At 69.6% G+C, this 26,354-nt stretch carries 27 protein-coding genes; 9 read left to right on the plus strand and 18 right to left on the minus strand.

Features of this window, described 5'->3' with window-relative positions; all coding sequences use genetic code 11:
* Nucleotides 1-76: 76 nt before the first annotated feature.
* Nucleotides 77-1,354: an MFS transporter gene (locus MKK49_RS08280; RefSeq protein WP_313899149.1), complete on the plus strand. Its 1,278-nt coding sequence runs from the start codon at nt 77-79 to the stop codon at nt 1,352-1,354.
* 214 nt (nt 1,355-1,568) lie between these two features.
* Nucleotides 1,569-2,648: an ROK family protein gene (locus MKK49_RS08285; protein WP_244027653.1), complete on the plus strand. Its 1,080-nt coding sequence runs from the start codon at nt 1,569-1,571 to the stop codon at nt 2,646-2,648.
* Between the two features lie 100 nt (nt 2,649-2,748).
* Here MKK49_RS08285 and MKK49_RS08290 read toward each other — a convergent pair whose 3' ends face one another.
* From MKK49_RS08290 to MKK49_RS08360, 15 genes are all read right to left on the minus strand, one after another.
* Entirely contained in the window at nt 2,749-3,405 is a 657-nt protein-coding gene (locus MKK49_RS08290; protein WP_244027654.1) for a DUF2939 domain-containing protein, read from the minus strand.
* Between the two features lie 41 nt (nt 3,406-3,446).
* Nucleotides 3,447-4,004 carry an RNA pyrophosphohydrolase gene (locus MKK49_RS08295; protein ID WP_244027655.1) on the minus strand — a complete coding sequence of 186 codons (558 nt, stop codon included), beginning with the start codon at nt 4,002-4,004 and terminating at the stop codon, nt 3,447-3,449.
* Nucleotides 4,005-4,071: 67 nt separating this feature from the next.
* Nucleotides 4,072-5,280 (minus strand): divergent polysaccharide deacetylase family protein, encoded by a 1,209-nt coding sequence (locus MKK49_RS08300; protein ID WP_244027750.1) that lies wholly within the window; start codon nt 5,278-5,280, stop codon nt 4,072-4,074.
* 133 nt (nt 5,281-5,413) lie between these two features.
* On the minus strand, nt 5,414-6,736 hold the full coding sequence (locus MKK49_RS08305) for a S41 family peptidase (RefSeq protein ID WP_244027656.1): 1,323 nt from the start codon (nt 6,734-6,736) through the stop codon (nt 5,414-5,416).
* Nucleotides 6,736-8,139, minus strand: coding sequence for a murein hydrolase activator EnvC family protein (locus MKK49_RS08310; RefSeq protein ID WP_244027657.1), 1,404 nt, complete (start codon nt 8,137-8,139; stop codon nt 6,736-6,738). Before MKK49_RS08310 ends, MKK49_RS08305 begins: the two co-directional genes overlap by 1 nt.
* Nucleotides 8,136-8,633 (minus strand): 23S rRNA (pseudouridine(1915)-N(3))-methyltransferase RlmH, encoded by a 498-nt coding sequence (rlmH, locus tag MKK49_RS08315; protein ID WP_244027658.1) that lies wholly within the window; start codon nt 8,631-8,633, stop codon nt 8,136-8,138. Before rlmH ends, MKK49_RS08310 begins: the two co-directional genes overlap by 4 nt.
* Nucleotides 8,634-8,654: 21 nt before the next feature.
* On the minus strand, nt 8,655-9,098 hold the full coding sequence (gene rsfS / locus MKK49_RS08320) for a ribosome silencing factor (RefSeq protein WP_244027659.1): 444 nt from the start codon (nt 9,096-9,098) through the stop codon (nt 8,655-8,657).
* Nucleotides 9,099-9,213: 115 nt separating this feature from the next.
* Entirely contained in the window at nt 9,214-9,825 is a 612-nt protein-coding gene (locus MKK49_RS08325) for a nicotinate-nucleotide adenylyltransferase (RefSeq protein WP_244027660.1), read from the minus strand.
* Between the two features lie 36 nt (nt 9,826-9,861).
* On the minus strand, nt 9,862-11,157 hold the full coding sequence (locus tag MKK49_RS08330; protein ID WP_244027661.1) for a glutamate-5-semialdehyde dehydrogenase: 1,296 nt from the start codon (nt 11,155-11,157) through the stop codon (nt 9,862-9,864).
* 106 nt (nt 11,158-11,263) lie between these two features.
* Entirely contained in the window at nt 11,264-12,418 is a 1,155-nt protein-coding gene (gene proB / locus MKK49_RS08335; protein WP_244027662.1) for a glutamate 5-kinase, read from the minus strand.
* Entirely contained in the window at nt 12,415-13,449 is a 1,035-nt protein-coding gene (gene obgE, locus MKK49_RS08340) for a GTPase ObgE (protein ID WP_244027663.1), read from the minus strand. Before obgE ends, proB begins: the two co-directional genes overlap by 4 nt.
* 75 nt (nt 13,450-13,524) lie before the next feature.
* Nucleotides 13,525-13,986: a hypothetical protein gene (locus MKK49_RS08345; protein WP_244027664.1), complete on the minus strand. Its 462-nt coding sequence runs from the start codon at nt 13,984-13,986 to the stop codon at nt 13,525-13,527.
* A gap of 120 nt (nt 13,987-14,106) precedes the next feature.
* Nucleotides 14,107-14,373: a 50S ribosomal protein L27 gene (gene rpmA / locus MKK49_RS08350; protein WP_244027665.1), complete on the minus strand. Its 267-nt coding sequence runs from the start codon at nt 14,371-14,373 to the stop codon at nt 14,107-14,109.
* A 38-nt stretch (nt 14,374-14,411) separates the two neighbouring features.
* Nucleotides 14,412-14,726: a 50S ribosomal protein L21 gene (gene rplU / locus MKK49_RS08355; RefSeq protein WP_244027666.1), complete on the minus strand. Its 315-nt coding sequence runs from the start codon at nt 14,724-14,726 to the stop codon at nt 14,412-14,414.
* Nucleotides 14,727-14,934: 208 nt separating this feature from the next.
* Nucleotides 14,935-16,470, minus strand: a complete 1,536-nt coding sequence (locus MKK49_RS08360; protein WP_244027667.1) for a helicase HerA-like domain-containing protein — start codon at nt 16,468-16,470, stop codon at nt 14,935-14,937.
* 170 nt (nt 16,471-16,640) lie between these two features.
* Here MKK49_RS08360 and MKK49_RS08365 point away from each other — a divergent pair, with 170 nt between their 5' ends.
* The 3 genes from MKK49_RS08365 (at nt 16,641) to MKK49_RS08375 (ending at nt 19,445) form a co-directional block, all read left to right on the plus strand.
* Nucleotides 16,641-17,027, plus strand: coding sequence for a DUF2267 domain-containing protein (locus MKK49_RS08365; protein WP_244027668.1), 387 nt, complete (start codon nt 16,641-16,643; stop codon nt 17,025-17,027).
* A gap of 201 nt (nt 17,028-17,228) precedes the next feature.
* Nucleotides 17,229-18,257 (plus strand): GNAT family N-acetyltransferase, encoded by a 1,029-nt coding sequence (locus MKK49_RS08370; protein WP_244027670.1) that lies wholly within the window; start codon nt 17,229-17,231, stop codon nt 18,255-18,257.
* A gap of 69 nt (nt 18,258-18,326) precedes the next feature.
* The gene (locus tag MKK49_RS08375; protein ID WP_244027672.1) at nt 18,327-19,445 is read left to right on the plus strand and encodes an acyltransferase family protein; all 1,119 of its coding nucleotides are present in this window, start codon (nt 18,327-18,329) and stop codon (nt 19,443-19,445) included.
* Here the strand turns inward: MKK49_RS08375 and MKK49_RS08380 are convergent.
* From MKK49_RS08380 to MKK49_RS08390, 3 genes are all read right to left on the minus strand, one after another.
* Nucleotides 19,442-20,314, minus strand: a complete 873-nt coding sequence (locus tag MKK49_RS08380) for an SDR family oxidoreductase (RefSeq protein ID WP_244027674.1) — start codon at nt 20,312-20,314, stop codon at nt 19,442-19,444. The genes MKK49_RS08375 and MKK49_RS08380 overlap by 4 nt on opposite strands.
* 19 nt (nt 20,315-20,333) lie before the next feature.
* Nucleotides 20,334-21,452 carry a tRNA epoxyqueuosine(34) reductase QueG gene (gene queG / locus MKK49_RS08385; protein ID WP_313899150.1) on the minus strand — a complete coding sequence of 373 codons (1,119 nt, stop codon included), beginning with the start codon at nt 21,450-21,452 and terminating at the stop codon, nt 20,334-20,336.
* Between the two features lie 65 nt (nt 21,453-21,517).
* Complete coding sequence (locus MKK49_RS08390) at nt 21,518-22,210, minus strand: glutathione S-transferase family protein (protein ID WP_056171871.1); 693 nt, start codon at nt 22,208-22,210, stop codon at nt 21,518-21,520.
* A gap of 247 nt (nt 22,211-22,457) precedes the next feature.
* Here MKK49_RS08390 and MKK49_RS08395 point away from each other — a divergent pair, with 247 nt between their 5' ends.
* The 4 genes from MKK49_RS08395 to MKK49_RS08410 all read left to right on the plus strand — a co-directional run bounded on the left by MKK49_RS08395 (nt 22,458) and on the right by MKK49_RS08410 (nt 26,326).
* Nucleotides 22,458-23,261, plus strand: coding sequence for an undecaprenyl-diphosphate phosphatase (locus tag MKK49_RS08395; RefSeq protein WP_244027755.1), 804 nt, complete (start codon nt 22,458-22,460; stop codon nt 23,259-23,261).
* Nucleotides 23,262-23,432: 171 nt separating this feature from the next.
* Complete coding sequence (locus MKK49_RS08400) at nt 23,433-25,283, plus strand: methylmalonyl-CoA mutase subunit beta (RefSeq protein WP_244027675.1); 1,851 nt, start codon at nt 23,433-23,435, stop codon at nt 25,281-25,283.
* A gap of 67 nt (nt 25,284-25,350) precedes the next feature.
* On the plus strand, nt 25,351-25,725 hold the full coding sequence (locus MKK49_RS08405) for a hypothetical protein (RefSeq protein WP_244027676.1): 375 nt from the start codon (nt 25,351-25,353) through the stop codon (nt 25,723-25,725).
* 178 nt (nt 25,726-25,903) lie between these two features.
* On the plus strand, nt 25,904-26,326 hold the full coding sequence (locus tag MKK49_RS08410; RefSeq protein ID WP_244027677.1) for a hypothetical protein: 423 nt from the start codon (nt 25,904-25,906) through the stop codon (nt 26,324-26,326).
* The last annotated feature ends 28 nt before the right edge of the window (nt 26,327-26,354 follow it).

A 26,354-nucleotide genomic window follows, 5' to 3' on the forward strand; every position in this document is an offset into this window, starting at 1 on the left:
CTGAGGCGTGATAGCCGGTCCGGCAGTAGGACGAGCCGTTCCCAAATTGCGGGTCGCCCCGCCCCGAAAGCACGCCGTGACCGCATCCGCCGTACGTCTCGATCGCCCCCCCATCGCCACGAGCACGCCGGCTCCGACGTCTGTCCACCGAGCGGTGCCCGCCACCGGTGTGATCCGGCCCGGTACGGCCGCCTATGCACGCACGCGCCTCGCCCTGTTCCTGGCCGGCTTCTCCACCTTCTCGCTGCTCTATGCGGTGCAGCCGATGCTCCCGAGCTTCACCTCGGAATTCGGCGTCGGCGCCTCCGAGGCATCCCTGGCCCTCTCGCTCACCACGGGCTTCCTCGCCTTCTCGATCCTCTGCGCCGGTGCCGTATCGGAGGCCATCGGTCGTCGCGGCCTCATGTTCGGCTCCATGGCTTGCGGCGCGTTGCTGCATATCGCCTGCGCCGTGGTCCCGGGCTGGCACACGATCCTGACCTTGCGGGCGCTGGAAGGCTTCATGCTCGGCGGCGTTCCGGCGGTGGCCATGGCCTACCTCGCCGAGGAGATCGATCCGAGGGCCCTCGGGGCGAGCATGGGGCTCTACGTCGGCGGCACGGCGTTCGGGGGCATGATGGGCCGGCTCGGCATGGGCGCGCTGACCGAACTCGCCTCCTGGCGCGTGGCACTCGGAACCCTGGGCGTCATCGACCTCCTCGCGGCTCTGGGCTTCCTCTGGTTGCTGCCGCCTTCCCGCAACTTCGTGCGGCGAAAGGGGGTGAACGCCGCCTATCACTTCGAGGCGTGGCGCGCTCACCTGCGCAATCCCGGCCTGCCGCTGCTGTTCGTCACCGGTTTTCTGGTGCTCGGGGTCTTCGTGGCGACGTTCAACTACCTCACCTTCCGCCTGAGTGCGGCGCCCTACGGCTTGAGCCAGACGCAGATCAGCCTGGTCTTCGCGGTGTTCCTGTTCGGCGTGGTCGCCTCCACGGCGGCCGGGCGGCTGGCCGACCGGTTCGGCCGTGGCCCGGTTCTCACCGCCGGCGTCGGCATCATGGCGCTCGGGCTCGGCCTCACGCTCCTGCCGATGCTGGCGATGGTGATCTTCGGAATCGTTGGCATCACCGTCGGCTTCTTCGTGGCGCATGCGGTGGCGAGCGGCTGGGTCGGCCGCATGGCGGTGGGCTCCAAGGGGCACGCGGCCTCCCTCTACCTCTTGGCCTACTACCTCGGTTCCAGCTGCCTCGGCTCGGCCGGCGGCTGGTTCTGGACCCATGGCGGCTGGACGACGGTAGCCGGATTCAACGCCGTCCTACTCGGTCTCGCCGGAACGATCGCAGGCCGCCTGTGGTGGACCGAACGGCGGAGCTGAAGCCTCGGGGAGCGCCGTATGACGGGCATGCGGGATCGGACGCTCGCCCCGAGCCAAGTCCGGAGCCCACGCCCAGTCAGGAACCGGTTCAGATCCGGCTTCCCGTACCCGAACCGCCACGCTACGACCACGGCATCTTTATTCACGGGCGCGCTCGACCAATCGCGGGAGCGGCACGTTGGTGGGGCAGCGCGTATCAGGGGTAGCGTACAGCATGGCCACGGACATCCTCTCCCGCGAGGCGGGCATCGCGCATGCCGCCAACCGGCTCCCCTCCGTGATCGTCGACGACTACAACAGCGAATTGAAGACCGACGACGGGTTCGTCGGTGACAAGGTCTCGAAAAAGGCCTTTCGCGAGATCCTGGAGACGTGGCGGGAGACCCTGCGCAAGATCGGCTCCGACCCCTTCGGTGACAAACCGAGCGCCGAGCTCAGCAAGAAGACCCTCGACCGAGCCCTGGAAGGGAACGATCCCCTGACCTCCGGCCTGGTATTCAGCGCCATCGAGGATTTCGGCCAGGAACTCGCCGGGGTGGTGCGTCGCTTTCTGAGGCAGAAGGGCTGGCGCGACACCGAAGGCATCGTGGTGGGCGGCGGCTTCAGCGACAGCCGCGTCGGCCACCTCGCCATCGCCCGGGCGGGCGTGATCCTGAGGGCGGGCGGCCTCGACCTCACCCTGGAGCCGATCCGTCATCATCCCGACGAGGCCGGCCTCATCGGCTCGGTGCACCTCGCGCCGGCCTGGATCTTCTCGGGCTACGACAGCCTGCTCGCCGTCGATATCGGCGGCAGCAACATCCGCGCGGGCGTGGTGGCGACGAACCTGCGCAAGGCGTCCGACCTGTCGCGCAGCGCCGTCTGGCGCTCGGAGATCTGGCGTCATTGCGACGAGGACCCGGCCCCTTCCCGCGACGCGGCCGTGGACCGGCTCATCGCCATGCTGACGGACCTGATCCGCCGCGCCGATCGGGCCAACCTCGCTCTGGCGCCCTTCATCGGCATCGGCTGCCCGGGCGTGATCGCGGCCGACGGCACCATCGACCGCGGCGGCCAGAACCTCCCCGGCAACTGGGAGGCCGACCATTTCAACCTCGCCGAACGCCTCGTTGCGGCAATTCCCCGGATCGGCGAGCACGCCACCATGGTGGTGATGCACAACGACGCCGTCGTACAGGGCCTGAGCGAGGTGCCGTACCGGGCGGACCTGACCCGCTGGGGCATCCTCACCATCGGCACCGGGCTCGGCAATGCCCGCTTCACCAACCGGAGCGCGGACGAGGCCGCCGGCTAAGGGCATCGCCCTAAAAGTCGCACCGCGGACGATGCTCCCGATCACTGTTTGCGCATCGGCGCTTACCCGAAAGCCCGCGACCGCCTTTCGGGCCGATGCTCTAGCGGCCGCGGCCCGCACGAGCGAGCTTCTGGGCGATCCGCCCACGCAATTCCTCGGGCAGTTCGATGTCGACGAGTCTCCACGTCCACCCGCGCAGGCGCAGCCGCAGGCGGAACTGCCGAGCCCGCGTCGCTTCGGGCGGCACGGGAATCACCACCGTGCGAAAGCCGCGCATCTCGGAGGAGAGATAGAACGGCAAGAGACGACGCAGGTTGTCGACGTGCAATCCGGGTTTCCCGCGCTCAGGGGAGAACGAGGGTGCGGCATCGGGCGGGGCGACGACGGGCGTTTCGGGTGGGCCGGCCTCGGGCGGTCCGAGGTCGATGGATTGCGGCCAGCCGTCATCCAGCAGATCGACCACCGTCCGGGGCGTCACCAGGGATTCGGCGATGGGGATTGCCAGCGCCACGAGGGCATCGGTGACGCGCTGGCGCTCGCGCGGCTCGGCGGCGCCCGTGTCGCCGCGCGCCTGAGCGGCGGCGGCCACCTGCCGGATCACCGAGAGGCGCAGGGTGCGAAAATTGACGTGGCGCTCGACATAGGCCGCGTCATGCGCCTGCACCGCACGGGCGAGGTCGTAGAGCGCCCAGAACGGCGTCAGGGTGAACACGAACCAGCCGAGCGCCAGCACGACGGGAATCGACCACCAGCGCATGGGCGGGCGACCTTAACCGCGGACCGGAGAGGGGGCGGGCCTCACGCCGGGACACACCAGTCGGTCAACCCGCCGAACGCCGCGACGACCCCCTCGTAGACCGGCCGCTTGAACGGCACGATGAGCTCCGGCAGTCCGGCCATGGGCTCCCAGCGCCAGGCGTCGAACTCGGACGGGTGTGCCCCCCCGCCCGGGGCGGCCACGTCGATCTCGCTGTCCTCGCCCAGGAAGCCGAAGGCGAACCACCTCTGGGTCTGTCCACGATAGCGGCCCTTCCAGACCTGCTTCATCACGTCGGACGGCAGATCGTAGGTGAGCCAGTCGGGCGCTTCGGCGAGCAGCCGGACGGAGCCGGGAGCGACGTTGGTCTCCTCGTAGAGTTCGCGCAACGCCGCGTCCTGCGGCGCCTCGCCCGGATCGATCCCGCCCTGCGGCATCTGCCAGGCACGCCCATCGGCGACATGCTCCGGGCCGGCATCGGCACGACGACGCCCGATGAACACGAGGCCGGTGCGGGCGATCAGCGTGATGCCGACGCAGGCGCGGTACGGCAGGTCGAGGCCGGTGTCGTTCGGAGAGGCTGTCATCGGCGCGACCATAGGGCAGGCCATCCCCGTGCCGCAACGCACGATGGCGGTACCGCGTGACGATTCGTCCGATGCCCGTTCAGGGCGTGGCGCTGGTGAGGCGGGTGCCGGCCGGTCCGCGCAGGGCGACACTCACGGGCACGAGGCGGACACCCCGAGCCTCAAGGTCCTTCGACCAGCGCGCGATCCGGTCGATGGTCATCGGCATGGCGGTGGCCGAGACGAGGACGAACCCCTTGGCGCGCGCCTGCGCCTCGGCCCGGGTGAGTTCGCGGTCGATGGCCTCGGGTCGGGGCAGCGCGTCGAGGACGATCTCCGCGCGGGCCGTGGGCGCGCGGACTTTGGCGCCGAGGGTGGCGGCCAGGGAGCGCGGCGAGGTGCCGTCGTCGACGTAGCCGAGGCCCCGCGCGGCGACCTCGCGCAGGACGGGCTCGAAGGCGGCAGCATCGCTCGTCAGCTTGGCGCCCATGTAGTTGACGATGCCAATGAAGCCCGAGAAGCGGCTCATCGCCCAGGCGAGGCGGTCGATGTTCTCCGGGATACGGGCGGTGGTGAGCAGGGTCTGCGGTCCCGGATCGCTGTCGGGATAGTCGAACGGCTCCATCGGCGCCTGGAGCAAGGCCTCGTGGCCGGCCTCGCGGGCGCGGGCGACGGTGCGCTCGAGGTCGCTGCCATAGGGGCCGAAGGCGAGGCTGACCTCGGGCGGCAGCCGGGTGATGGCACTGGCGGTGGCGGACTGGCCGATGCCGAGGCCCGACACGAGGATGGCGATGCGTGGACCTGTGGTGGCGGGGTCGGGCCGGGCATAGATGTCGAGGGCGCGGACCCGGCCCTCGCCGAGGCGTGGGACGGAGCCATGACGCCCACGCTCGACGAGACGGGGATCAGGCGCGGGGGCCAGCTTCACGGGCGCCGTGTCGGGCACGCGAATCACCACCGCCTCGCTTGGCGCGTTGCCGCCCCCGGCCCGCACGACGGTGACGCCGGAGGCGGTCTCGACCGCATCGGCGGAACGCTGGGCGGCGATGGGCTTCTCGGAGGCCGGGGTCGCGGCCACCGGCGTGGGCGGTGGGTCCCGCAAGGAGATGGTCGCGATCGCCACAGGCTCTCCCCCCTGCGGATCGCCCGTGACGACGAGGATGCTGACACCCGTAATGAAGCCGAGCCCCAGCACACCCAACATCAGCCTGGGTGTCGGACGCATGGCGGCCAGCGCTCGAACCCGCTCACGGGGGGTAGGCTTGGCGCCGAGCGGCCGGGTCAGGATGTCGTCGGAGGCCACGCTCAGCCGCTTCCCTCAGAATCTGGGACGAGATCGGGTTGACGGGTCCCAAACGAGAGCGGGCCCCCGACATCGGTTCTGAACCGACATTGGGGGCCGCCATGGTTAACGCTTCGCTAAGTGACGGGCGCGCTTCGCCTCAGTTCGGAACGGCGGCCTTCGGCGTGTTGGCCGCGCCCTTCTGAATGCCGCGCAGGAAGTCGAAAGCGGCCGTGAGCTGCTTGTCCTTGGCCGGGTCGGGCGGCACGTAGGCCGACGAACCGCCGCGCTCCTCGACGTCCTTCTGCTTGAGGTGGCCCTTGAGGCCGGCCTCGCCCTTGGTCTCGTCCTTGCCCTTCAGCTCGTCCGGCACCTCCTGCAGGACCTCCTGATCCGGCTCGATGCCCTTGGCCTGGATCGAGCGGCCCGACGGCGTGTAGTAGCGTGCCGTGGTCAGGCGCAGGGCGCCGCTGCCGCCGAGCGGGATGATCGACTGCACGGAGCCCTTACCGAACGAACGGGTGCCGAGCACCGTCGCGCGCTTGTGGTCCTGCAGGGCGCCGGCCACGATCTCGGAGGCCGAGGCCGACCCGCCATTGACCAGAACGACGATGGGCTTGCCCTTGGTCAGGTCGCCGGATTTGGCCGAGAAGCGCTGGGTCTCGTCGGGATTGCGGCCGCGGGTCGAGACGATCTCGCCCCGGTCGAGGAACGCGTCGGACACCATGACGGCCTGATCGAGGAGGCCGCCCGGGTTGTTGCGCAGGTCGAGGACGTAGCCCTTGAGTTTGTCCGCACCGATCTCGGTGTTCAGTTTGTCGATGGCCGCGCGCAGGCCATCGAAGGTCTGCTCGTTGAACTGGGTGAGGCGGATGTAGCCGACATCGCCGCCCTCGGCGCGCGAGCGCACGGGCTTGATCTTGATCACATCGCGGTTGAGCACGACCTCGATCGGGTCCTTCGACTCCTTGCGGCTGATCTTGAGCTTGACCGGCGAGTTCACCGGACCGCGCATCTTGTCGACGGCTTGGTTCAGGGTGAGCCCCTGGACCTGATCCTCGTCGATCTGCGTGATCACGTCATTTGAGAGAATGCCGGCCTTCGAGGCGGGGGTGTCGTCGATGGGGGTCACGACCTTGATCAGGCCGTCCTCCATGGTGACCTCGATGCCGAGGCCGCCGAACTCACCGCGCGTCTGCACCTGCATGTCGCGAAAGCTCTTGGAATCCATGTAGCTCGAATGCGGATCGAGCGAGGTCAGCATGCCGTTCACGGCCGCCTCGATGAGCTTCGCCTCGTCGGGCTTCTCGACGTAGTCGGTGCGGACCTTCTCGAACACGTCCCCGAACAGGCTGAGTTGGCGGTAGGTCTCGGCCGAGGCCGCCACGGCGCTGGTCCCGGACAGCAGGCGGGTCTGGGTCGCGACCATGGATGACCCGACGCCGAGGAACGCGCCGAGGAGAACGAGGGAAACCTTGCGCATTATCCGCGAACCTTCTCGCTGGGGCTTTTGGCCCACCAAGGCTCCGGATCGATGGAGCCGCCGTCTTTTCTGAACTCGACGTATAACACCGGATCGCCGCCGGCCGGGGCCGCACCCGCGCCGCCCTCGCCCATGGCCGCCACGGGTTCACCCGCGAGGACGAACTGGCCGACCTCGACGTCGATCTGATCCATCCCGGCCAGCAGCAGATAGTAGCCATCGCCGGCATTGATGATCAAGAGACGGCCATACGAGCGAAATTGGCCGGCGAACGACACCCACCCATCGGCCGGCGAGGAAACCACGGCTTTGGGCCGAGTGGTGAGCGAAATGCCGCGGGTGGCGCCGCCGTTCCCGTCCGGTTGATTGAAACCGCGCGTGAGGGCGCCGCTCACGGGCCGGGGCAGATCGCCGCGCGTATCAACGAACCGGACCTTGGGAGCCAGGCGCGCCGGATCGCGGGCACCGGCGGCCGCGAAACGCTCCTGGGTCACGCGCGCCTCGCGGGTCTCGGCCGCGCGGGCCTCGTCCGCTGCGCGCCGCGCGGAAGCGACCTCGCCTTCCATCCGGTCCAGGAGTTCCTTGAGGCTCCTGGCCTGGACGCCGAGTTCCGCGGCGCGCATGCGCTCTGCGGCCAGGCCACTCTCGGCCTCGGCCAAGCGCGTCCGACGGGCGGCGATCAGGCCGTTCAGGCGCTGCTGCTCGCGGGCCCAGCCGGCTAGATCGTTCTTCAGGCCTTCACGATCGGCGGCGATGAGCCCTTTCAGGCGCACGAGCTCGGTGAGGTCGGCGGCCAGGGTCTCGGCCTCGCCACGCAGTTCGGGCACGACGGCGCCGAGCAGCATCGAGGTACGGATGACGGCGAGCACGTCCTCTGGCCGCACCAGTACAGCCGGCGGCGGTCGCCGCCCCATGCGCTGGAGGGCCGCCAGGATCTCCGCAATGACGCCGCGCCGCCCGTCCAGCGAGCGCCGGATGGCCGCCTCGGAGGTACCCAAGGTCTTCAGGCGCTCTTCGAGCCGGGTCATACGGTCCTCCGTCGCCTGGGCTTGCCGGGCGGCATCGAGGAGCGCGATGTTGAACTTGGCCCGATCCCCGCCGATGGAAGCAATCTCGGCCTCCAACCGAGCCTTCGTGCCCGTGGAGGCGGCCAGCGCCTCTTCGATGCGTTTCAGGTTCTCGGCGCGGCGGTTCTTTTCGTCGAGGGCGTTCTGGATCGCATCCGGCTTGGCGACCGCTGTCTTGGCGGTTGAGTCCTGCGCGTTGGAGTCTTGCGCGGTGGATTCCTGCGCGATCGCGGGCGCGGCCATGGACAAGGTGGCCATGAGTGCCGCGGTCAGGATCAGGGCATGCGAACCGCGCCCTTCCGTCTCCGCCGCCGTGCCTGCCCCGCGCGCCGTCATCGTTCGTCGAGATTTCCACGGTGATAGGGGTGGCCGGCCAGGATGGTCAGCGCCCGATACACCTGCTCCAGGGCCAGCACGCGCACAAGGCCATGCGGCAACGTCGCCGCCCCGAAGGAGAGGGTGAGGTCGGCTCGCGATCGGACGCTGGGGTCGAGTCCGTCCGCACCACCGATGGCAACGACGAGGCTCGGCCGCGCGGCATCACGCCAGGCGGTCAGCCGGTGGACGAAGCTCTCGCTGGTGAGGTCGGCGCGTCCGCGCTCGTCATAGACGACGAGGGCCGCGCCAATCGCGTGAGACAGGAGGGCAGCGCCCTCCTCCGCGCACCGGTCCTGTGGACGGCGTGCCCGGCTTTCGGGGATCTCAGTGATTTCGCAAGCCGGAAATCCGAGGCCGCGTCCGAGCTGGGCCGCCCGCTCGCGGTAGCGTGCAGCGAGATCACGCTCGGGTCCGGCCTTCAGACGGCCGACGGCGGCGACGAGCAGGCGCACGGATCGCGGCCCGACCTGAAGTCACTCGGCGATGGCGACGCTGGGAAGATCGGCGGCCGGGCGATCGGCGCCCCACATCTTCTCGAGGTTGTAGAAGCCGCGCACTTCCGGGCGGAAGATGTGGACGATGATGTCGCCGGCATCGATCAGCACCCAGTCGCAGGCCGGCATGCCCTCGACCCTGGCCGAGCCGAGGCCCTTAGCCTTCATGTCCTGCAGGATGCGGTCGGCGATGGCGCCGACATGGCGCTGCGAGCGCCCCGACGTGATGATCATGGTGTCGGCGAGCGAGGTGCGACCCATGAGATCGATCTCGATGGTCTCCTCGGCCTTCATGTCCTCGAGGCAATCGAGGGCGAGTGTTTTCAGGCTGCCGATCTTACGGTCGGCGTCGCTGTCGGAACCCGAAGTTCCGTGGTGGACCGCGTCGTTCAGCGTCTCGATTCCTGCAATGGCCATCATCATGGGGCGATCGTACCCCGAAAGTGTGCCGCAGGGAACGTTCCAGTTGCGTGTTCGGTAAATCGCCCCCTCGCACACCTTTGTACCGGTATTCTTCGGATCCTCATCCCGTGTCCCCTCATGCTTTCGCCCTCAGGGCGGTGGAGGACAGATGCGAGCGCGGGCCGTGCAGGAACACCCAGGCCGGAGGATCGAGATCGGCGATGAGGCCGGCATCGGATTCGGCGATGCGCCAGCGCCCGAGTGCGTGCGCAGCGCGGGCGCTCGGGCCCTTCAGGGTGAAGCCGGGCCGGTCGATGATGGCGATGGGCATGGTCTCGGCGATTTCGCGGAACCCGGCCCAGCGATGAAATGTCGCGAGGCTGTCGGCGCCCATGATCCAGACGAAGCGCACGGCCGGATGGCGTGCCGTGAGATAGCGCAGACTCTGGCGGGTGTAGCGGGCGCCGATGCGGCTCTCGAAGGCCGTGACGGCAATGCGCGGATGGTTGGCGATCGCCTGCGCAGCTGAGACGCGCGCGGTGATGGACGCAAGGTCGGTCCGGTCCTTCAGGGGATTGCCGGGCGTCACCATCCACCAGACCCGGTCGAGCCCAAGGCGCCGGAGGGCGACACGGCTCACATGCCGGTGCCCTAGGTGGGCCGGATTGAACGAGCCGCCGTAGAGGCCGATCCGCAACCCGGGGCAGGCCGGCGGAAGCCGAACCGGCTCCGATACGTCAAGGCGCATCGGGGCCGGGCGATGATGGGCGACCGCCGGGACGGATCAAGGACGCGTCTGCCCGCTTCCGTGGACCCGGTACTTGAAGGTGGTGAGCTGCTCGACGCCGACGGGACCGCGCGCATGCATCCGGCCGGTGGCGATGCCGATCTCGGCCCCGAATCCGAACTCGCCGCCATCGGCGAACTGCGTCGAGGCGTTGTGTACCACGATGGCGGAGTCGACCTCGGCGAGGAACCGCGTCGCCTCCGCCCCGTCGGCGGTGACGATGGAGTCGGTGTGGTGGGAGCCGTAGGTCTCGATATGGGCGATGGCCGCCTCCAGACCATCGACCACGCGCACGGCGATGATGGCGTCGAGGTACTCCGTGCGCCAGTCCGCCTCGGTGGCCGGTGTGACGCGCGCGTCGACGGCCTGCACGTCGGCGTCACCGCGTACGGCGCAGCCGGCCTCGATCAGCATGGTGACGAGGGCGGGCAGATGGGTCGCGGCGCAGGCGCGGTCGACCAGCAGCGTCTCGGCGGCGCCGCAGATGCCCGTGCGGCGCATCTTGCTGTTCAGGACGATGGTACGGGCCATCTCGAGTTCGGCGCCGGCCGCAACGTAGACGTGGCAGATGCCGTCGAGATGGGCGAAGACCGGCACCCGAGCCTCGGCGTGGACGCGTTCCACGAGGCCGCGTCCGCCGCGAGGGACGATCACGTCGATGCAGCCCTGCAGACCCGAAAGCATCGCACCGACCGCGGCCCGGTCGCGGGTCGGCACGATCTGAATCGCATCCGCCGGCAATCCCGATGCCTCCAGGCCCGCCCGCATGGCGCGCGCGATGGCCATGGCCGTGCGGTGACTATCGGATCCCGCCCGCAGGATCGCGGCATTGCCGGCCTTGAGGCAAAGGACGCCAGCATCGGCGGTGACGTTGGGGCGGCTCTCGAAGATCACGCCGATGACGCCCAGCGGCACGGCGATGCGCTCGATGAGCAGGCCGTTGGGGCGCTCGAAAGCGGCGACCTGACGCCCGACGGGATCGGGCAGCGCGCCGATCTTCTCGACGGCGTCGGCGATGGCGCCGAGGCGGGCGGAATCGAGGGTGAGCCGGTCGATGAGCGCCCGGGTCTGGCCGGCGGCGTGGGCCGCCTCCACGTCCCGGGCGTTCTCGGCCAGGATCTCGACCTGCGCGGCACGGAGGCGCTCGGCGATGGTGCGCAGCGCAATGTCCTTGGTCTGCGCTGGCGCCAGGGCGATGCCGCGCGCGGCCGCGCGGGCCCGCAGGCCGATGGCGTGCATCTCGACGGACAGATCGGGAGCGTGGAAATCGGTACGCAGGTTCAGAACGGGCACGGCCTTCATCCTTGCGGGCCGTCGCGATATGGCGCGACCGCCTGTTGTCCCACCCGTCATCGCACGCCGGATACTGGTGAAACAAGCGGAACGCGTGACAACCCGGCTATTCGCCCACCATGGCGAGGTCGTCGCGATGCACCATCTCGGCGCGTCCGGGATGAGTCAGGAGATCTGCGATCTCGCGGCTCGGCCGGCCGATGATGCGCACGGCCTGATCGCTGTCATAGGCCACCAGGCCGCGCCCGAGGGTCCGCCCGGCGGCGTCCCGGATCACCACGGCGTCGCCGCGCCCGAAGCCGCCCTGGATTCCGGTGACGCCCACCGGCAAGAGGCTGGCGCCGCCCTGGAGCGCGCGAGCGGCCCCGTCATCGACGATGAGGATGCCGCGCGGCTCGAGGGACCCCGCGATCCACGCCTTGCGCGCAGCCACGGGATTGGAGCCCGACAGGAACCAGCTGCAGCGACCGCCCCTCAGGATGGTGCGCAGGGGATTCTTCTCGCGTCCATCGGCGATGATCATATGAGTCCCGCCGCTGGCGGCGATCTTGGCCGCTTCGATCTTGGTCCGCATGCCGCCGCGCGAGAGTTCCGAGGCCGGGCCGCCGGCCATGGCCTCGATCTCGGGCGTGATGCGCTCGATCACCGGCAGGTGGCGGGCTTGCGGATCGGTATGGGGCGGAGCGGTGTAGAGGCCGTCGATGTCCGAGAACAGCACCAGCACGTCGGCGCCGATCATGGTGGCGACGCGGGCGGCGAGCCGGTCGTTGTCGCCGTAGCGGATCTCGCTGGTGGCCACCGTGTCGTTCTCGTTGACCACGGGCACGGCGCGCACTTCGAGGAGCTTGAGCACCGTGGCGCGCGCATTGAGGTAGCGGCGGCGCTCCTCGGTGTCCTGCGGCGTCACGAGGATCTGGCCCGCCGCGATGCCATGGTGGCCCAACGCCTCCGACCAGTGCCGGGCGAGCGCGATCTGACCCACGGCCGCCGCCGCCTGGCTCTCCTCCAAGCGTAGGGTACCGGGCGGATAGCCCAGCACCGTGCGCCCGAGGGCGATGGCCCCCGACGAGACCACGAGCACGTCGGCCCCGCGCGCGTGCAGGTCGGCGATGTCCTCGGCCAGAGCCGCGAGCCAGGCATGGCGCAGGCGGCCGCGCGCACGGTCCACGAGGAGCGCGGAGCCGACCTTGATGACGATACGGCGGAAGTCCTGAAGGTTTGGAATCGCGCCGTGAGACGGAAGTGCCGCGCCCTCGCTCACGGCTGCCACGCCTCGGCCGGCTGCGCCTCCGCCTCGGCCCGCTTATCGTCGTCGATGGAGCGGGTGATCGCCCGCAGGGCGTCCTGCACGCCGAGGCCCGTGGCCGAGGACAGGATCAGCGGGACCTTCTTCGAGGCGCGCTTCAGGCGAGCGACCTGCTCCTTGAGCGTATCGGCATCGACCACGTCGGCCTTCGACAGGGCGACGATCTCGGGCTTGTCCACCAGCCCACCGCCATAGGCTTCGAGTTCCTTGCGCACGAGCTTGTAGGTCTTGCCCGCATGCTCGTTCGTCGCCTCGACGAGGTGGAGCAGAACGCGGCAGCGCTCGACATGGGCCAGGAACCGGTCGCCGAGACCGACGCCGTCATGGGCTCCCTCGATGAGGCCGGGAATGTCGGCCAGCACGAACTCACGCTCGTCGGAACGCACGACGCCGAGGCCCGGATGCAGGGTGGTGAAGGGATAGTCGGCGATCTTCGGCTTGGCCGCCGTCACGGTCGCCAGGAAGGTGGACTTGCCGGCATTGGGCAAGCCGACGAGACCCGCATCGGCGATGAGCTTCAAGCGCAGCCACACCCACTGCTCGTGGCCTTCGAGGCCCGGATTGGCGTGCTTCGGGGCGCGATTGGTCGAGGTGGTGAAGTAGGCGTTGCCGAAGCCGCCGTTGCCGCCCTTGGCTAGGCGCACGCGCTGACCGACATGGGTCATGTCGGCGATCAAGGTCTCACCGTCCTCGGCAATGATCTCGGTGCCGGCCGGAACCTTGAGCACCACGTCGGCGCCGTTGGCCCCGTGGCGGTTCGAGCCCATGCCGTGCTCGCCCTTCTTGGCCTTGAAGTGCTGCTGGTAGCGGTAGTCGATGAGGGTGTTGAGTCCATCGACGCACTCGACCCAGACGTCGCCACCCCGGCCGCCGTCGCCGCCGTTGGGGCCGCCGAACTCGATGAACTTTTCGCGCCGGAAGGCCACGCATCCGGCGCCACCGTCGCCGGAGCGGACATAGACCTTGGCTTCGTCGAGGAATTTCACGGTACTGCTCGTCTCACTGGATCGTCTCGGACACGCGAAGCGGCCTCGCGGGTCGGTTCCGGCAGGATGCCGGTGTCAGGTGCCGTAGCGACGGCATTTTCCGTCGAGGTTCAGGTACTGGATACTCCGAAGCCCCGCCTCGAACCATGTTCCGGCGGACTTGGTGCCCTCGTATCCGTACAGGACGATGCGGATGGCGTCGTCCGGCGAGACCAGATTGGGCGGGGTTTCCGCCTCGAAGGTCCAACGCGGCGGCGCCGCGCCGTCACCACCGAAAGCGATGCGCGTCCCATCCGCCTCGATCTGGTTCACCTGGGTGAAGGTCGGGGCATCTCCCGTGCGCGCGACGGCGAAGGTGAATCCGACTTTCGGGGCACGGCCGACGAAGTTGTAGAACTCGCAATACAGCGTCGGCATCGCGGATTTGGCCGCGACTTCGACGGGTGCGGGCTCGGGGCCGGAGCCACGCAGCATGACGGCGGCAAGCGCCGTTGCCGCCAGGGCTGCCGCGCCGGAGACCACGAGGGTACGCTTCATCGCCCCGACCCCATCGCTGCGGGCGGAGCCTTCGTCCGCCTCAGACGACGAAAGGGAGGATGGATGACCATCCTCCCCCACGCACATCCCGGTCAGCCGGAAGCCGGCCGATCAAAAACGCTACTCAGCGGCTTCCTGCACCGGCACGACGGTGACGAAGGCGCGACCGCGCTTCGTCATGAACAATACGCGGCCATCGGCCTTGGCGAACAGGGTATGGTCCGTGCCGATGCCGACATTGGCGCCGGGGTGCCACTTGGTGCCGCGCTGGCGCACGATGATGTTGCCGGCGATGACGGCTTCCGAACCGAACTTCTTCACGCCGAGGCGCTGGCCGGCGGAATCGCGGCCGTTGCGGGACGAGCCGCCTGCTTTTTTATGGGCCATTGTGGCTTACTCCGAAATCTCGAAAAACGATCTGCCCGTCAGGCGCTGATGCCGGTGATGCGCACCACCGTGTGGTGCTGGCGGTGGCCCCGCTTGCGGCGCGAGTTCTGGCGGCGGCGCTTCTTGAAGGCGATGACCTTCGCGTCACGGCCATGGCTGACGATCTCGCCGGTGACGCTGATGCCCGAGAGCAGCGGTGCGCCGATCTGGGTGGCGCCGGCGCCGTCGGCGAAGAGCAGCACGTCTCCGAACGTCACGGCGGAGCCGGCTTCGCCCTCGAGGGTGGCGATCGTGATGGTGTCGTTGGCGGCAACGCGATACTGCTTGCCGCCCGTCTTGATGACTGCGAACATCGTTCTCTTTCGTGTTCTCTGCCGGCCTCCGGCAAATGCCTGGACCGTCTTCTTGTTCAGGTCATCCGCGACACCGGGTCGAGCCGGGCGCGAACGCGAAACGCGCGGACTTCGTCGAGGAAGCCGCGCATTGCGCCGGTGCATAGGCGCGCAGGGGGTGATTTGTCAATGTGGCGCCGGTCCGGATGCGGGAGGTTGAGCTCCGGATCTACCGCTTCGTCAATCCGCCCAGCACGTTGCGAAGGATCGCGTTGCCGACCTCGGTCCCGACCTTGCGGGCCATGGAGCGCGCCGCATTGCCGATGACCTGCTCCGCCAAGCTCTGCGGCGGACGCCGCGCGCCCTTCGCGACGGGCTTCGAGCCGAACACGCCGCCCAGGAGGCCGCCGAGCATGCCGGTCAGCCCGCCCTCGGATTGCTGTGCCGCTTCGGCCGGAGCGGCGTCCAGTCCCTTGCGCTTGGCCAGGATCTCGTAGGCGCTCTCGTTGTCGACCGCCTCGTCGTACTTGCCGCGCACGGGGCTCTTCGCCATGAGCTCCGCACGCTCGGCCGGGGTGATGGGGCCGACGCGCCCCTGGGGTGGTGCGATCAGCGCCCGCTCCACGAAGGAGGGCGTCCCCTTGGACTCCAGGAAACTCACCAGCGCCTCGCCGACGGCGAGTTCGGTGATGGCTTGTCCGACATCGAAACCCGGGTTCTGGCGGAACGTCTCGGCCGCCGCCTTCACGGCGCGCTGGTCTCGGGGGGTGAAGGCGCGCAGGGCATGCTGCACCCGGTTGCCGAGCTGGCCCAGCACCGATTCGGGGACGTCCAGAGGGTTCTGGGTCACGAAGTAGACGCCGACGCCCTTGGAGCGGATCAGCCGAACCACCTGCTCGACGGCGTCGAGCAGGGCTTTGGGCGCATCGTCGAACAGCAGGTGCGCCTCGTCGAAGAAGAAGACGAGCTTGGGCTTGTCGAGGTCGCCGACCTCGGGCAGCTGCTCGAACAGCTCCGACAGCATCCACAGCAGGAAAGCCGCGTAGAGCCGGGGCCGCTGCATGAGCTTGTCGGCGGCCAGGATGTTGACGATGCCGCGCCCCTCGCGGTCGGTCTTCATGAAATCGTTGAGGTCGAGGGCCGGCTCGCCGAAGAACTGGTCCGCGCCCTGATTCTCCAGCATCAGGAGTTGGCGCTGGATCGCGCCGACGCTCGCGGCCGAGACGTTGCCGTACTGGCCCGAGATCGCCTTGAGGTTCTCCGAGACGTAGAGGAGCAGCGCCCGCAGGTCCTTGAGGTCGAGGACCGGCCATTGGTTGTCGTCGGCGACCCGGAAGGCGATGTTGAGTACGCCCTCCTGGGTGTCGTTGAGTTCGAGGAGCCGGGCCAGCACCAGCGGCCCCATCTCGATTACGGTGGCGCGGATCGGATGCCCCTGGTCACCGAACAGGTCCCAGAACACCACCGGGAAGCGGTCGGGCTCGTAGATGATCCCCAGTTCCTCGGCGCGCTTGACGAAGTGGGGCTTCGATTCGCCCGCCGCCGCCAGTCCGGAGAGATCACCCTTGATGTCGGCGGCGAAGACCGGAACGCCTGCGTTGGAAAAACCCTCGGCCATCACCTGCAGGGTCACGGTCTTGCCGGTGCCGGTGGCGCCTGCCACGAGGCCGTGGCGGTTGGCGAGCCGCAGGGTCAGCGCCTCGGACTTGGTGCCGCCGCCCTTAAGAAGGCTTTTCCCCACCAGGATTGTGCCGTCGTCCCGCATGATCGCCCGCTCCCGAACCCCGACAAGCGGCGCGCCGCCTCGCTCACGTCAGGTTATGCCGCTCGGGCGCGGCATTTTCCAGCGACCACGCCCGGACGCGGGTCCTGCCCTTGATTTACGCGCGGCGAGGCCGGACAGACACAATCCCGAACGCCCAGGAGCGACCCAAGATGGAAGAGTTGATTGCCCGCGTCACCACCGTGACGGGCCTGGACGCCGCGACGGCCCAGACGGCCATCGGCCACATCCTGGCCTTCCTCCAGAAGGAAGGGCCTGCCACCGAGGTGAGCCAGCTCCTCGCCGCCCTGCCGGGCTCGGAGACCGCCATCGCGGAGTCCAATGCGGGCGAAGGCGGTGGTGGCCTGATGGGCATGCTCGGCGGCATGATGGGCGGCGGCGTGATGGCGCTCGGCCAGAAGCTCATGGCGGCCGGCGTGCCCATGGGCCAGATGCAGCCGCTCGGCCGGGAGCTGTTCGCCTACGGCCGCGAGACGGCGGGCGAGGACGTGATGGGTCCCATCGTCGGCGCGATCCCGGGCCTGAACCAGTTCGTCTGAACCGCCGTCCGATCTCCTTCGGCGGCTATCCACGCGGCGGCCGCCGAAGCAGGTCCGGCTAAGTTTGCCAAGCCCCTCTCGCAGAAAGACAATCCGTGTCATAAAAGCGTGCGCGCGGCATGGTGATGTGGCCCCCCGAAGGCGCGAGGCCGGGGGCTCCGGGGTGAGCCCGCCTCGCGGTCCCGACAGGCGGATTCGACCATGGTCCCGAACTTCGCGCGAGAGGCGTCCGCGGCGTGGCTCACCGGCTGGGAGACGCATGTCCATGCGCCCTTCGTCCGAATGAAGCAGAAGCGCGGCGAGACCGGTCTGTCGGGACTGCCAGGCTTCAACGGGCGTGCCCTGATCCCGCCCGGTGCCGTGCCGATCCGATTCAAACAGCGCCTCAAGAAGCCGTTGCCGGCCCCCGGCCTCGATCCGAGCCTGGGGCGCATCGGCAACCTCGAAGTGCGGCTGGCCACGTCGGTTTCCGAGATCCGCCGAGCGCAGCGTCTTCGCTACCGGGTGTTCTTCGAGGAGATGCAGGCCGTGGCCACCGGCCTGTCCCTCTTGTCGCGCCGCGATATCGACGCCTACGACACGGTCTGCGACCACCTTCTCGTCATCGACCACGCCGCCACGGACGAGACCCCGTTCCGGCGTCCGCGCCCCAAGGTGGTGGGCACCTACCGCCTCCTGCGCCAGGAGACGGCCGACCGGCATTTCGGCTTCTACACGGCCGGCGAGTACGACATCGCACCCCTGCTCGCCGCGCATCCAAGCAAGCGGTTCCTCGAGCTCGGCCGCTCCTGCGTCCTAAAACCCTACCGGACCAAGCGCACGGTGGAACTGCTCTGGGCCGGAATCTGGGCCTACGTCCAGCACCACCGCATTGACGCCATGCTCGGCTGCGCCAGCCTGGAGGGAACCGATCCGGATCGCCTCGCCCTGCCGCTGAGCTTCCTCCATCATCATGCCCGTGCGCCCGAGGGCTGGGGCGCCAGGGCGCTGCCCGGGCGCTACGTCGCCATGGACCGCCTCGCCCGCGAGGCCCTGGACCCGAAGGCGGCCCTCCAGGCCTTGCCGCCCCTGATCAAGGGCTACCTGCGCGTCGGCGCCACCTTCGGCGACGGCGCGGTGGTCGACCACCAATTCGGCACAACCGACGTGTTCGTGGTCCTGCCGGTCTCGGCCATCGCGGCGCGCTACATCGATCATTTCGGCCCGGCGGCGAACCGAAAAGCCGCCTGATCCGTCCCGCCGGCCACGCGGGCGCCGCATCGCCCGTCCAAGGGCGTGCCCGGAGCCGGGGGCGGGACGATGCGGGGCTATCGATACGAGGCGCTCGACGGCGTGCGGGGCCTCGCCGCCCAGGCGGTGGTGATCACCCATGCCGTCGAGATGGCGTTCCTGCCCCTCCACGGGCCCGGGGCGGCCGTCACCGGCTGGATCGGCCGGGTCTCGGTCATGACGTTCTTCGCGCTCAGCGGCTTCGTCATCGCCACGAGTCTCGGCCGGATGGCGGGGCGGGATGGCCGCTTCCTCGTGCCCTACGCCGTTCACCGGGTCGCGCGCATCGCACCGCCCCTGATCCTTGCCATCGCCATCACCTTCGCGGTGGGCGCCCTCGGCCGGGCCGGCCTCCCCCTCCTGACCCGGACGGGCGAGCCCTACACCATGGGCGTCCTCGCCTTCCTGCGCGGGATCACCCTCATCTTCGCCCCCAACGACGCGACCTTCGTCATCGACAATCCGCTCTGGTCCCTGCGCCAGGAGGTCTACCTCTATGGTGTGGCCGCCTTCGCAACCCTGGCCATCGTCGGGCGTGGCGCCTGGCGCGCCGTGGGGATTGCCCTGGCATCGGGTCTCGTCCTCGTCACGGCGAACCGGTTCTTCTACCTGCAATCCCTGGCCCTGTTCGGAGCGGGAGCGGGCGCGGCCCTGCTTGGCGGACATCCCGGCCTGCGCCGGTTGGCGGCCTCACGAGCGCTCATGCCCATCGCGGGGATGGCGCTGGCCGCGCCCCTCGCCTTCGTCGGCCAGCCCGGGTTCGTCGACAGCATGAGTGGGTGGGCTCCGTTCCTCACCTATCAGGCGGCTTTGAGCTTGCCCCTGGGGCTTTGCCTCCTCGGCCTCGCGACCGACGAGGCTCCGATCTCCCGGGGCTTCGCGGCCTGCGCCGGAGCGGCGGCGTTTTCCTACACCCTCTACGTGGTGCACATGCCGATTCTGGTCCTGGTGTTCTCCCTGCGCGCGCATCTCGGCTGGGTGCCGGGCTGGACCGGCAGCGCCGCGACCCTGGCAGCGGCGTGGCTCGCGGCCCAGGCCGTGGCCATCACGGCCGCGCGCGGCCTGGAACGTCCGAAGCCGGTGCGCGCCGCGCTGTTCCGCCTGCTCGGCCGGATCGGCCTAGCGGGCGCGGTGTCGAGGTCGGCCTAACGCGCGTCAGCCCGCGCATCCGCCACCAGAGCCGCCAGCCCTTCCCGATAGGTCGGATAGGCCAGATCCACCCCAAGCTCCTCGCGGATCAGCCGGTTCCTCACACGTTTGTTTTCCCCGTAGAAGCTGCGCGCCATCGGGCTGAGATCGGCGGTCTCGAAATCGATCTCGGGCGGCAGCGGCAGGCCGGCGAGGGCGGCGGCGTGCTCGGTCACCACCTGCGGCGGGGTCGGCGCATCGTCGGTGACGTTGTAGATCGCGCCCGAGCGGGGTCGGTCGAGGGAGGCGAGCAGCGTGGTCGCGATGTCGTCGACGTGGATGCGGTTGAACACCTGCCCCGCCTTGATGATGCGCTGCGACTTGCCCTCGCGCAGCTTCACGATGGGGTTGCGGCCCGGCCCGTAGATCCCGGACAGCCGGAACACCTGCACAGGCTTGTCCGCCTCCCGACCGAGGGCGAGCCAGGCTTCTTCCACGGCGAGGCGTCCGTGCGAGCGCCGGCTCGTCGGGCGGGGCATCGTCTCCTCGTCGATCCAGGCGCCCTGCTGGTCGCCGTAGACGCCTATGGTCGAGAGGTAGCCGATCCAGCCGATGCGGCTCTTGCCGATGGCGTCGGCATAGCGGGCCAGCACCGTGTCGCCGTCGCCGGCGGGCGGGGCCGAGATCAGGAGCACGTCGGTGTCGGCGAGGTCGGCCGCGATGCGGTCGTCGTCGCCCTCCGGTCCGAATGTCCGCAGGGAGACACCGTCGAGGCCGGCCCCGGACCGCGACGGATCGGTGACCGTGGCGCGGATTTGGCCGAACCGCCCGAAGGCCCGTTCGACGAACCGGCGCGCGGTGAAGCCGAGGCCGAAGACGAAGAGGTTCATGGGTTTGCCGAGTCCTGCCTTAGCCCGGTGCCGCCAGGTGCTGCGCAAGCGCGTTCTGCCACTCCGCACGGACCTCGTCATCCATCTCCTCCGTGCCGCTGCGGGCGAACTCGGCGCGCAGGGACGACGCGTCGAGGAGGCGGCCGACCGCCCAGACGGCGGCTCCACGCACCAGGGGCGAGGAATCGGCCAGACACCGCGCGGCCTCAGGGGCCAGAGCGAGCGAGCCTGAATTGCCGATGGCGATGAGGACGTTGCGCAGGAAGCTGTCGCGGCCGGTGCGCTTGATCGGCGTGCCGGCGAACCGCACGCGGAAGGCCGCGTCGTCGAGGCGGGCGAGATCGGCGAGGGGCGGCGCGACGAGATCGCTTCGGGCGGTCAGGCGCCCCTCCCCCGCCACGGCCGCGAACTTGTTCCACGGGCAGACGGCGAGGCAATCGTCGCAGCCGAAGATGCGGTTGCCGATGGCGGCGCGGAATTCGCGGGGGATCGGGCCTCGATGCTCGATGGTGAGGTAGGAGATGCAGCGCCTGGCGTCGAGCTGGTAGGGTGCCGGGAAGGCACCCGTCGGGCAGATGTCGAGGCAGCGCCGGCACGAGCCGCAATGGTCGGTTTCTGATGCGTCCGCCACCAGATCGGCCGAGGTGTAGATCGCCCCGAGCAGGAGCCAGTTGCCGTGGGCGCGCGAGATGAGGACCGTGTGCTTGCCCTGCCAGCCGAGGCCGGCGGCTTCGGCCAGCGGCTTCTCCATCACGGGAGCGGTGTCCACGAACACCTTCACCCGGACGTCGCCCTTGGCCGAGAGATAGCCGCCGAGCTCCTTGAGCTTGCCCTTCAACACCTCGTGATAATCGCGTCGCTGCGCATAGGCCGCGATGGCCCCCCGGTCGCGCCGCTTCAGGGCTTCGAGGGGATTCTCCTCCGGCCCGTAGGTCATGCCGAGCATAATCACGCTGCGGACGCCCGGCCACAGGGTCGCCGGATCGGCGCGCTGGTCGGCCCGGTCCATCATCCAGGCCATGTCGGCGTGATGGCCGGCGGCGAGCCAAGTGGGCAGGCGCTCGACCAGGGCCGGCACCGCATCGGGCCGGGTCACGCGCACAGCGTCGAAGCCGAGGTGCTGGGCACGGGCCTCCACGGCCCGGCGCAGCTCGTCCCCCGACAGAATCTTCCTCGGCGGACGGACCTTCGTCGGGGCGTCGGTCAGAAGTCCAGATCCGCGTAGTGGTCGGCCGGCGCCATGCCCGGCACCCGGTCGGCCAGGAGCGTGCGGAAGCACGGGCGCGACTTCACCCGAGCGTACCAGTCCCGCGCCGTCTCGTCCTCGTCCCATGGCACGTCGCCGAGATAGTCCACGCAGGAGAGGTGGGCCGCCGCCGCCAGATCCGCATAGGTCAGATGGTCGCCCGCAATCCATTTGCGGCGGGACATGAGATAGCCGATGTATTTCAGGTGATAGCGCACATTGGTGCGCGCCGCCCGGATGGCGTTCATGTCCGGCGGGCCGCCACCGGCGGCGCTGTTCATGAAGCGCTTGAAGATCTTTTCGGTAACGAGGTAGCCCGTCACCTCCGCGTCGAACTTGACCAGGAACCAGTCGAGGAGCCGGCGCACCTCGACCCGGGCGGCCGTGGTCTCAGGCAGGAGGCGCCGGCCGCTGAGGCCGAGCCCCCGCGTCTCGTCGAGATACTCGGCGATGATGCCGGCACCGGGAATCGCCAGGCCCGATTGCTCCACGAGGACCGGCGTGGTGCCGGCCGGATTGATGATCAGGAAGGCGTCGCGCCGCTCCCACGGGCGTTCCTCCAGCAGGGAGGGCTCCATCCCCATCTCGGCAAGCACGAGGCGGATGAAGCGCGAATGGGGGCAGAAGGGGGAGTGGTGAAGCGTCGCCATCGAGGCCGTTCGGACGGGGGAAGCTGCCGGGGACGAGCCGTATCGGGCCCCTCGCAGAGGGTCGCCTTTCGAGACATATTGCTCGATCGTTGCCGCCTCATTAACACGCTCGACCAAAGCCGGTAACCATCCGTCAACCGACATGGTCGAAGCCTCGGATCAGATCCGAGGCCGTTCCCGGCATGCGGAACGCGTGGCCACGCCACGACACGGTCCCCCTGACAACCCGGAGCGAGGCGATACGATGATGGATGCGACGAGCATCGCGAAAGCGGTCGTCCTCGCCGTCGTGGAGGGCGCGACGGAGTTCATCCCGGTCTCGTCCACGGGGCACCAGCTCCTGGTCGGCCATTTCATCGGCTTCCAGTCGCCCAACAACACCTTCGAGGTGCTGATCCAGCTCGGTGCCATCCTGGCGATCCTGGCGGTCTATTTCGGGCGCCTGCTCGGCATCGCCAAGGCCCTGCCGAACGATCCCAACGCCCGCCGCTTCGTTCTCGGCATCCTCCTCGCCTTCCTGCCGGCGGCGATCATCGGCGGCCTGTTCTCGAAATACATCAAGTACTACCTCTTCAACCCGTGGATCGTGTGCGCGACCCTGGTGGCGGGCGGCCTCGTCCTCCTCGTCCTCGACGAGACCGACCTCGAGGTGAAGAAGCGCGACGTGTTCGACTTCTCCCTGCCGATGGATTTCAAGATCGGCCTGTTCCAGTGCATCGCCATGATCCCCGGCGTGTCGCGCTCCGGCGCCACCATCGTGGGCGCCATGCTCATGGGCGCCGACAAGCGTTCGGCCACGGAATTCTCGTTCTACCTCGCGATCCCCACCATGGCCGGCGCCTTCGCCAAGGATCTGCTCGACAACTACAAGAACCTCTCCCGGGACGACACCGGCCTCATTGTCATCGGCTTCATCGTGGCGTTCTTCTCGGCCCTGTTCGTGGTCCGCACGGTGCTCGACTACGTCGCCGCCCACGGCTTTCGCCTGTTCGCGTGGTGGCGGATCATCGTCGGCTCCCTCGGCTTCTTCGGGCTGATCGTCTTCGGTTGACGCGGGCGGTTTCGGCGAGGACCGGAGGACAATTCCGGGACCGGGCCAGCGTATTCGATATCCAGGATCGGGGGCGATTGCGTCGACGCGCCTCACGGTGCAAGGGCTTTCGGGATATCTTGCCGAGCCCGGCCCGACGCGGCGGGCGTCCTGATCGCGAAAGCCCGAACGATGGAAGACCGTCCCCTCGCCGACCTGTTTCCGCCCGCGACCCGTGAGCGCTGGATCGGCCTCGTCGAGGGTGTGCTGAAGGGAGGCGACTTCGAGAAGCGGCTTGTCTCGAAGACCGCCGACGGCATCCGGATCGAACCCCTCTACGAGCCGGCCGCACCCGTGGCCCAGCCCATGCGCGCGCCCGGCCCCTGGCGCATCGCGCAGCGCGTCGACCATCCCGAGACGGAGCCCGCCCGGGCGCTGGCGCTCGCCGACCTCGAAGGCGGGGCCGACGCCCTGACCCTCGTCTTTTCGGGCGCCCCCTCCGCGAGGGGCTACGGCCTCACCGCCGCCACCGCCGCGGATCTCGACGCGGCGCTCTCCAGCGTGATGCTGCCCCTCATCGCCATCCGCCTCGACGCGGGCGGACGCGGCGTCGAGGCCGCCACGCTCCTCAAGGGCGTAACCGAGCGGCGCGGCGAGGCCCTGGGCGGCCTCGACCTCGATCTCGGTCTCGATCCCATCGGCACCTTCGCAGGCACGGGCCGCCTCGGCGCGGACTTCGGCAAGGACCTCTCCGACACGCTCACGGCCTTCGACGCCGCGGGCTTCGCCGGGCGGGCCTGCCTCGCCGATGGACGCCCCTATCACGAGGCCGGCGCGAGCGAGGCGGTGGAGCTCGCCGCCAGCCTCGCGACGGCGGTGGCCTATCTCCGCGCTCTGGAAGCCGGCGGCCACGACATCGCCCGCGCGCGCGACGCCGTCGCGGTGCTGCTGGTGGCCGATGCCGACGAGTTCCTGACCATCGCCAAGTTCCGCGCCATGCGCCGGCTCTGGGCCAGGGTGGAGGCGGCCTGCGGCCTGGAGCCCAAGCCCTTGCGCCTGCATGCGGAAACCGCGTGGCGGATGATGAACCGCAACGACCCGTTCGTGAACATCCTGCGCACCTCCATGGCGGCGGGCTCGGCCGGCCTCGGCGGCGCCGACAGCGTCACCGCCCTCCCCTACACGGCGGCTTTGGGCCTCGCCGACGCCTTCGCCCGCCGGGTGGTGCGCAACAGCCAGATCGTCCTCATCGAGGAATCCAACCTCGCCCGGGTCGCCGATCCGGCGGCGGGCGCGGGCAGCTTCGAGACCCTGACGGACGAACTGACCCGGGCCGCCTGGAGCGGATTCCAGGCCATCGAGGCCGAGGGCGGCATCGTCGCGAGTCTCCGGGCCGGTGCCCTTCAAGCCCGGATCGCCATGATGCGGGAGACTCGCGAACGAAACGTCGCCACCCGCCGCGAGGCCCTGACCGGGGCGAGCGAGTTCCCGTTCCTGGCCGAGAAGCCGGTGACCACCCTCGACGTCGCGCCGCTTCGAAACGAGCCCGTGACGTTCGGCTCTGGCGAGACGCTGACCTGCGACCCCCTGTCGTCGCGCCGCTTGGCCGAGCCCTACGAGGCGCTTCGCGATGCGTCCGATGCGCACCTCGCCGCGTCCGGCAAGCGGCCTCAGGTGTTCCTCGCCAATCTCGGGACGGTGGCGGTGTTCAACGCCCGCTCGACCTTCGCCGCCAATGCATTCGCCGCCGGCGGCATCGAGGCGGTGAACGAGGACGGGTTCGACGCGGCCGACGCCGTGGCGCAGGCGTTCGCGACGTCGGGCGCCCGCGTCGCCTGCCTGTGCTCGTCGGACGCGGTCTACGCGACCCGGGCGGTGGCGGCGGCCCGGGCCCTCGCGGCGGCCGGTGCCGCGCGGATCTACCTCGCGGGCAAGCCCGGCGACCTCGGCGACGCCCTGACCCAGGCCGGAATCCACGGCTTCCTGTTCGCGGGCGGCGACCTGCTGGCCCTCCTCACCGACGCCCAGGACGCGGCGCGCTGAGGCGGCAACCGAACCGGCGCCGGGGCGTTCTACGAGCGTTGCCGTATCACTCCCGGAACGGAAAACCATGCGCTTCCAACTTCTTACCGCCGCCCTCGTGCTCCTGACCGCCCCGGCGTCGGCCGCCACCAAGAAGGTCCAGGTGCCGCACCGGTACGACGGAGCCTGGAGCATCGAGGTCGTCACCCTCGACGGCCCGTGCGACCGCGCCTACCGCTACGGCGTCCAGATCCGCCGGGGCGCGGCGACCTACGCGGGGGGCGACTTCACCATCAACGGCCGGGTCTCCGGCAACGGGTCCGTGCGCGCCGTCATCAGCCGGGGTTCGGACAGCGCCGACGTGGTCGGACGCCTCGGCCGGCAGGGTACCGGCGGCGGCACCTGGAACACCACGGGCGTCATCGGCTGCAGCGGACGCTGGAACGCCGAGCGGCGCGGCTGAGGCGGGACGGACCGGTCCACGCCGCCCCGCGCCGGAAGCGGCCCCGTTCCACCCGTGTGATGCGCCGGTCACAGGGCCGTCAAAACCGTACGGCGCGGCGCGAAGGCCCTGTTCCCGCCGGAATCTTCCCTGAAGACTTGTTCAGAATCGAAGATGGTTTCGAACGGGGCTTCACGCGATGAAGACATGGTGGCTGGGTGCGCTCGTTCTTCTCACGGGCCTCGGTGCCGAGGCCCAGGCCGCGTCGCGGGTACCGGGGCGCCCGCACCCGGTGATGTCGCCCCTCGAGACGGCGGCGACGGCGTGCTTCGCCGAGACCATCCTGTCGAATCCCGCCGCCATGCGGCATGCCCGCGCCGGGCGCTGGTACGAGGCCGCGGGCGTGATCGGGTTCCTGTGTCGGCCCGAGGTGGACGCCATGGTGCGGGCGCATGACGGCCTTCACGGCCGCGGCACCGGCGAGCGCTTCTTCCGCACCGCGTACACCCGGCATCTCGGCGAGGAACTCGCCGGGCGGCTCCTGCCGATGCTGACGCGACAGGATGTCGCCAGTGCCGAGCCCGCACCGGACAAGGCCGAGACGGACAAGCCGGCCGAGTAGGCGCATGCGGGGCCGGCCCGATCCCGAC

Source organism: Methylobacterium sp. J-090, assembly GCF_022829345.1.
Lineage (GTDB): Bacteria > Pseudomonadota > Alphaproteobacteria > Rhizobiales > Beijerinckiaceae > Methylobacterium.

Bases quoted from the DNA above. Each gene is read 5' to 3' on its own strand.
- MKK49_RS08285 (WP_244027653.1), top strand. From the start codon at position 1,569: ATGGCCACGGACATCCTCTCCCGCGAGGCGGGCATCGCGCATGCCGCC.
- MKK49_RS08290 (WP_244027654.1), bottom strand. From the start codon at position 3,405: ATGCGCTGGTGGTCGATTCCCGTCGTGCTGGCGCTCGGCTGGTTCGTG.
- MKK49_RS08295 (WP_244027655.1), bottom strand. From the start codon at position 4,004: ATGGTCGCGCCGATGACAGCCTCTCCGAACGACACCGGCCTCGACCTG.
- MKK49_RS08305 (WP_244027656.1), bottom strand. From the start codon at position 6,736: ATGCGCAAGGTTTCCCTCGTTCTCCTCGGCGCGTTCCTCGGCGTCGGG.
- MKK49_RS08310 (WP_244027657.1), bottom strand. From the start codon at position 8,139: ATGACGGCGCGCGGGGCAGGCACGGCGGCGGAGACGGAAGGGCGCGGT.
- rsfS (WP_244027659.1), bottom strand. From the start codon at position 9,098: ATGATGATGGCCATTGCAGGAATCGAGACGCTGAACGACGCGGTCCAC.
- MKK49_RS08325 (WP_244027660.1), bottom strand. From the start codon at position 9,825: ATGCGCCTTGACGTATCGGAGCCGGTTCGGCTTCCGCCGGCCTGCCCC.
- MKK49_RS08345 (WP_244027664.1), bottom strand. From the start codon at position 13,986: ATGAAGCGTACCCTCGTGGTCTCCGGCGCGGCAGCCCTGGCGGCAACG.
- rpmA (WP_244027665.1), bottom strand. From the start codon at position 14,373: ATGGCCCATAAAAAAGCAGGCGGCTCGTCCCGCAACGGCCGCGATTCC.
- rplU (WP_244027666.1), bottom strand. From the start codon at position 14,726: ATGTTCGCAGTCATCAAGACGGGCGGCAAGCAGTATCGCGTTGCCGCC.
- MKK49_RS08360 (WP_244027667.1), bottom strand. From the start codon at position 16,470: ATGCGGGACGACGGCACAATCCTGGTGGGGAAAAGCCTTCTTAAGGGC.
- MKK49_RS08365 (WP_244027668.1), top strand. From the start codon at position 16,641: ATGGAAGAGTTGATTGCCCGCGTCACCACCGTGACGGGCCTGGACGCC.
- MKK49_RS08370 (WP_244027670.1), top strand. From the start codon at position 17,229: ATGGTCCCGAACTTCGCGCGAGAGGCGTCCGCGGCGTGGCTCACCGGC.
- MKK49_RS08375 (WP_244027672.1), top strand. From the start codon at position 18,327: ATGCGGGGCTATCGATACGAGGCGCTCGACGGCGTGCGGGGCCTCGCC.
- MKK49_RS08380 (WP_244027674.1), bottom strand. From the start codon at position 20,314: ATGAACCTCTTCGTCTTCGGCCTCGGCTTCACCGCGCGCCGGTTCGTC.
- MKK49_RS08390 (WP_056171871.1), bottom strand. From the start codon at position 22,210: ATGGCGACGCTTCACCACTCCCCCTTCTGCCCCCATTCGCGCTTCATC.
- MKK49_RS08395 (WP_244027755.1), top strand. From the start codon at position 22,458: ATGGATGCGACGAGCATCGCGAAAGCGGTCGTCCTCGCCGTCGTGGAG.
- MKK49_RS08400 (WP_244027675.1), top strand. From the start codon at position 23,433: ATGGAAGACCGTCCCCTCGCCGACCTGTTTCCGCCCGCGACCCGTGAG.
- MKK49_RS08405 (WP_244027676.1), top strand. From the start codon at position 25,351: ATGCGCTTCCAACTTCTTACCGCCGCCCTCGTGCTCCTGACCGCCCCG.
- MKK49_RS08410 (WP_244027677.1), top strand. From the start codon at position 25,904: ATGAAGACATGGTGGCTGGGTGCGCTCGTTCTTCTCACGGGCCTCGGT.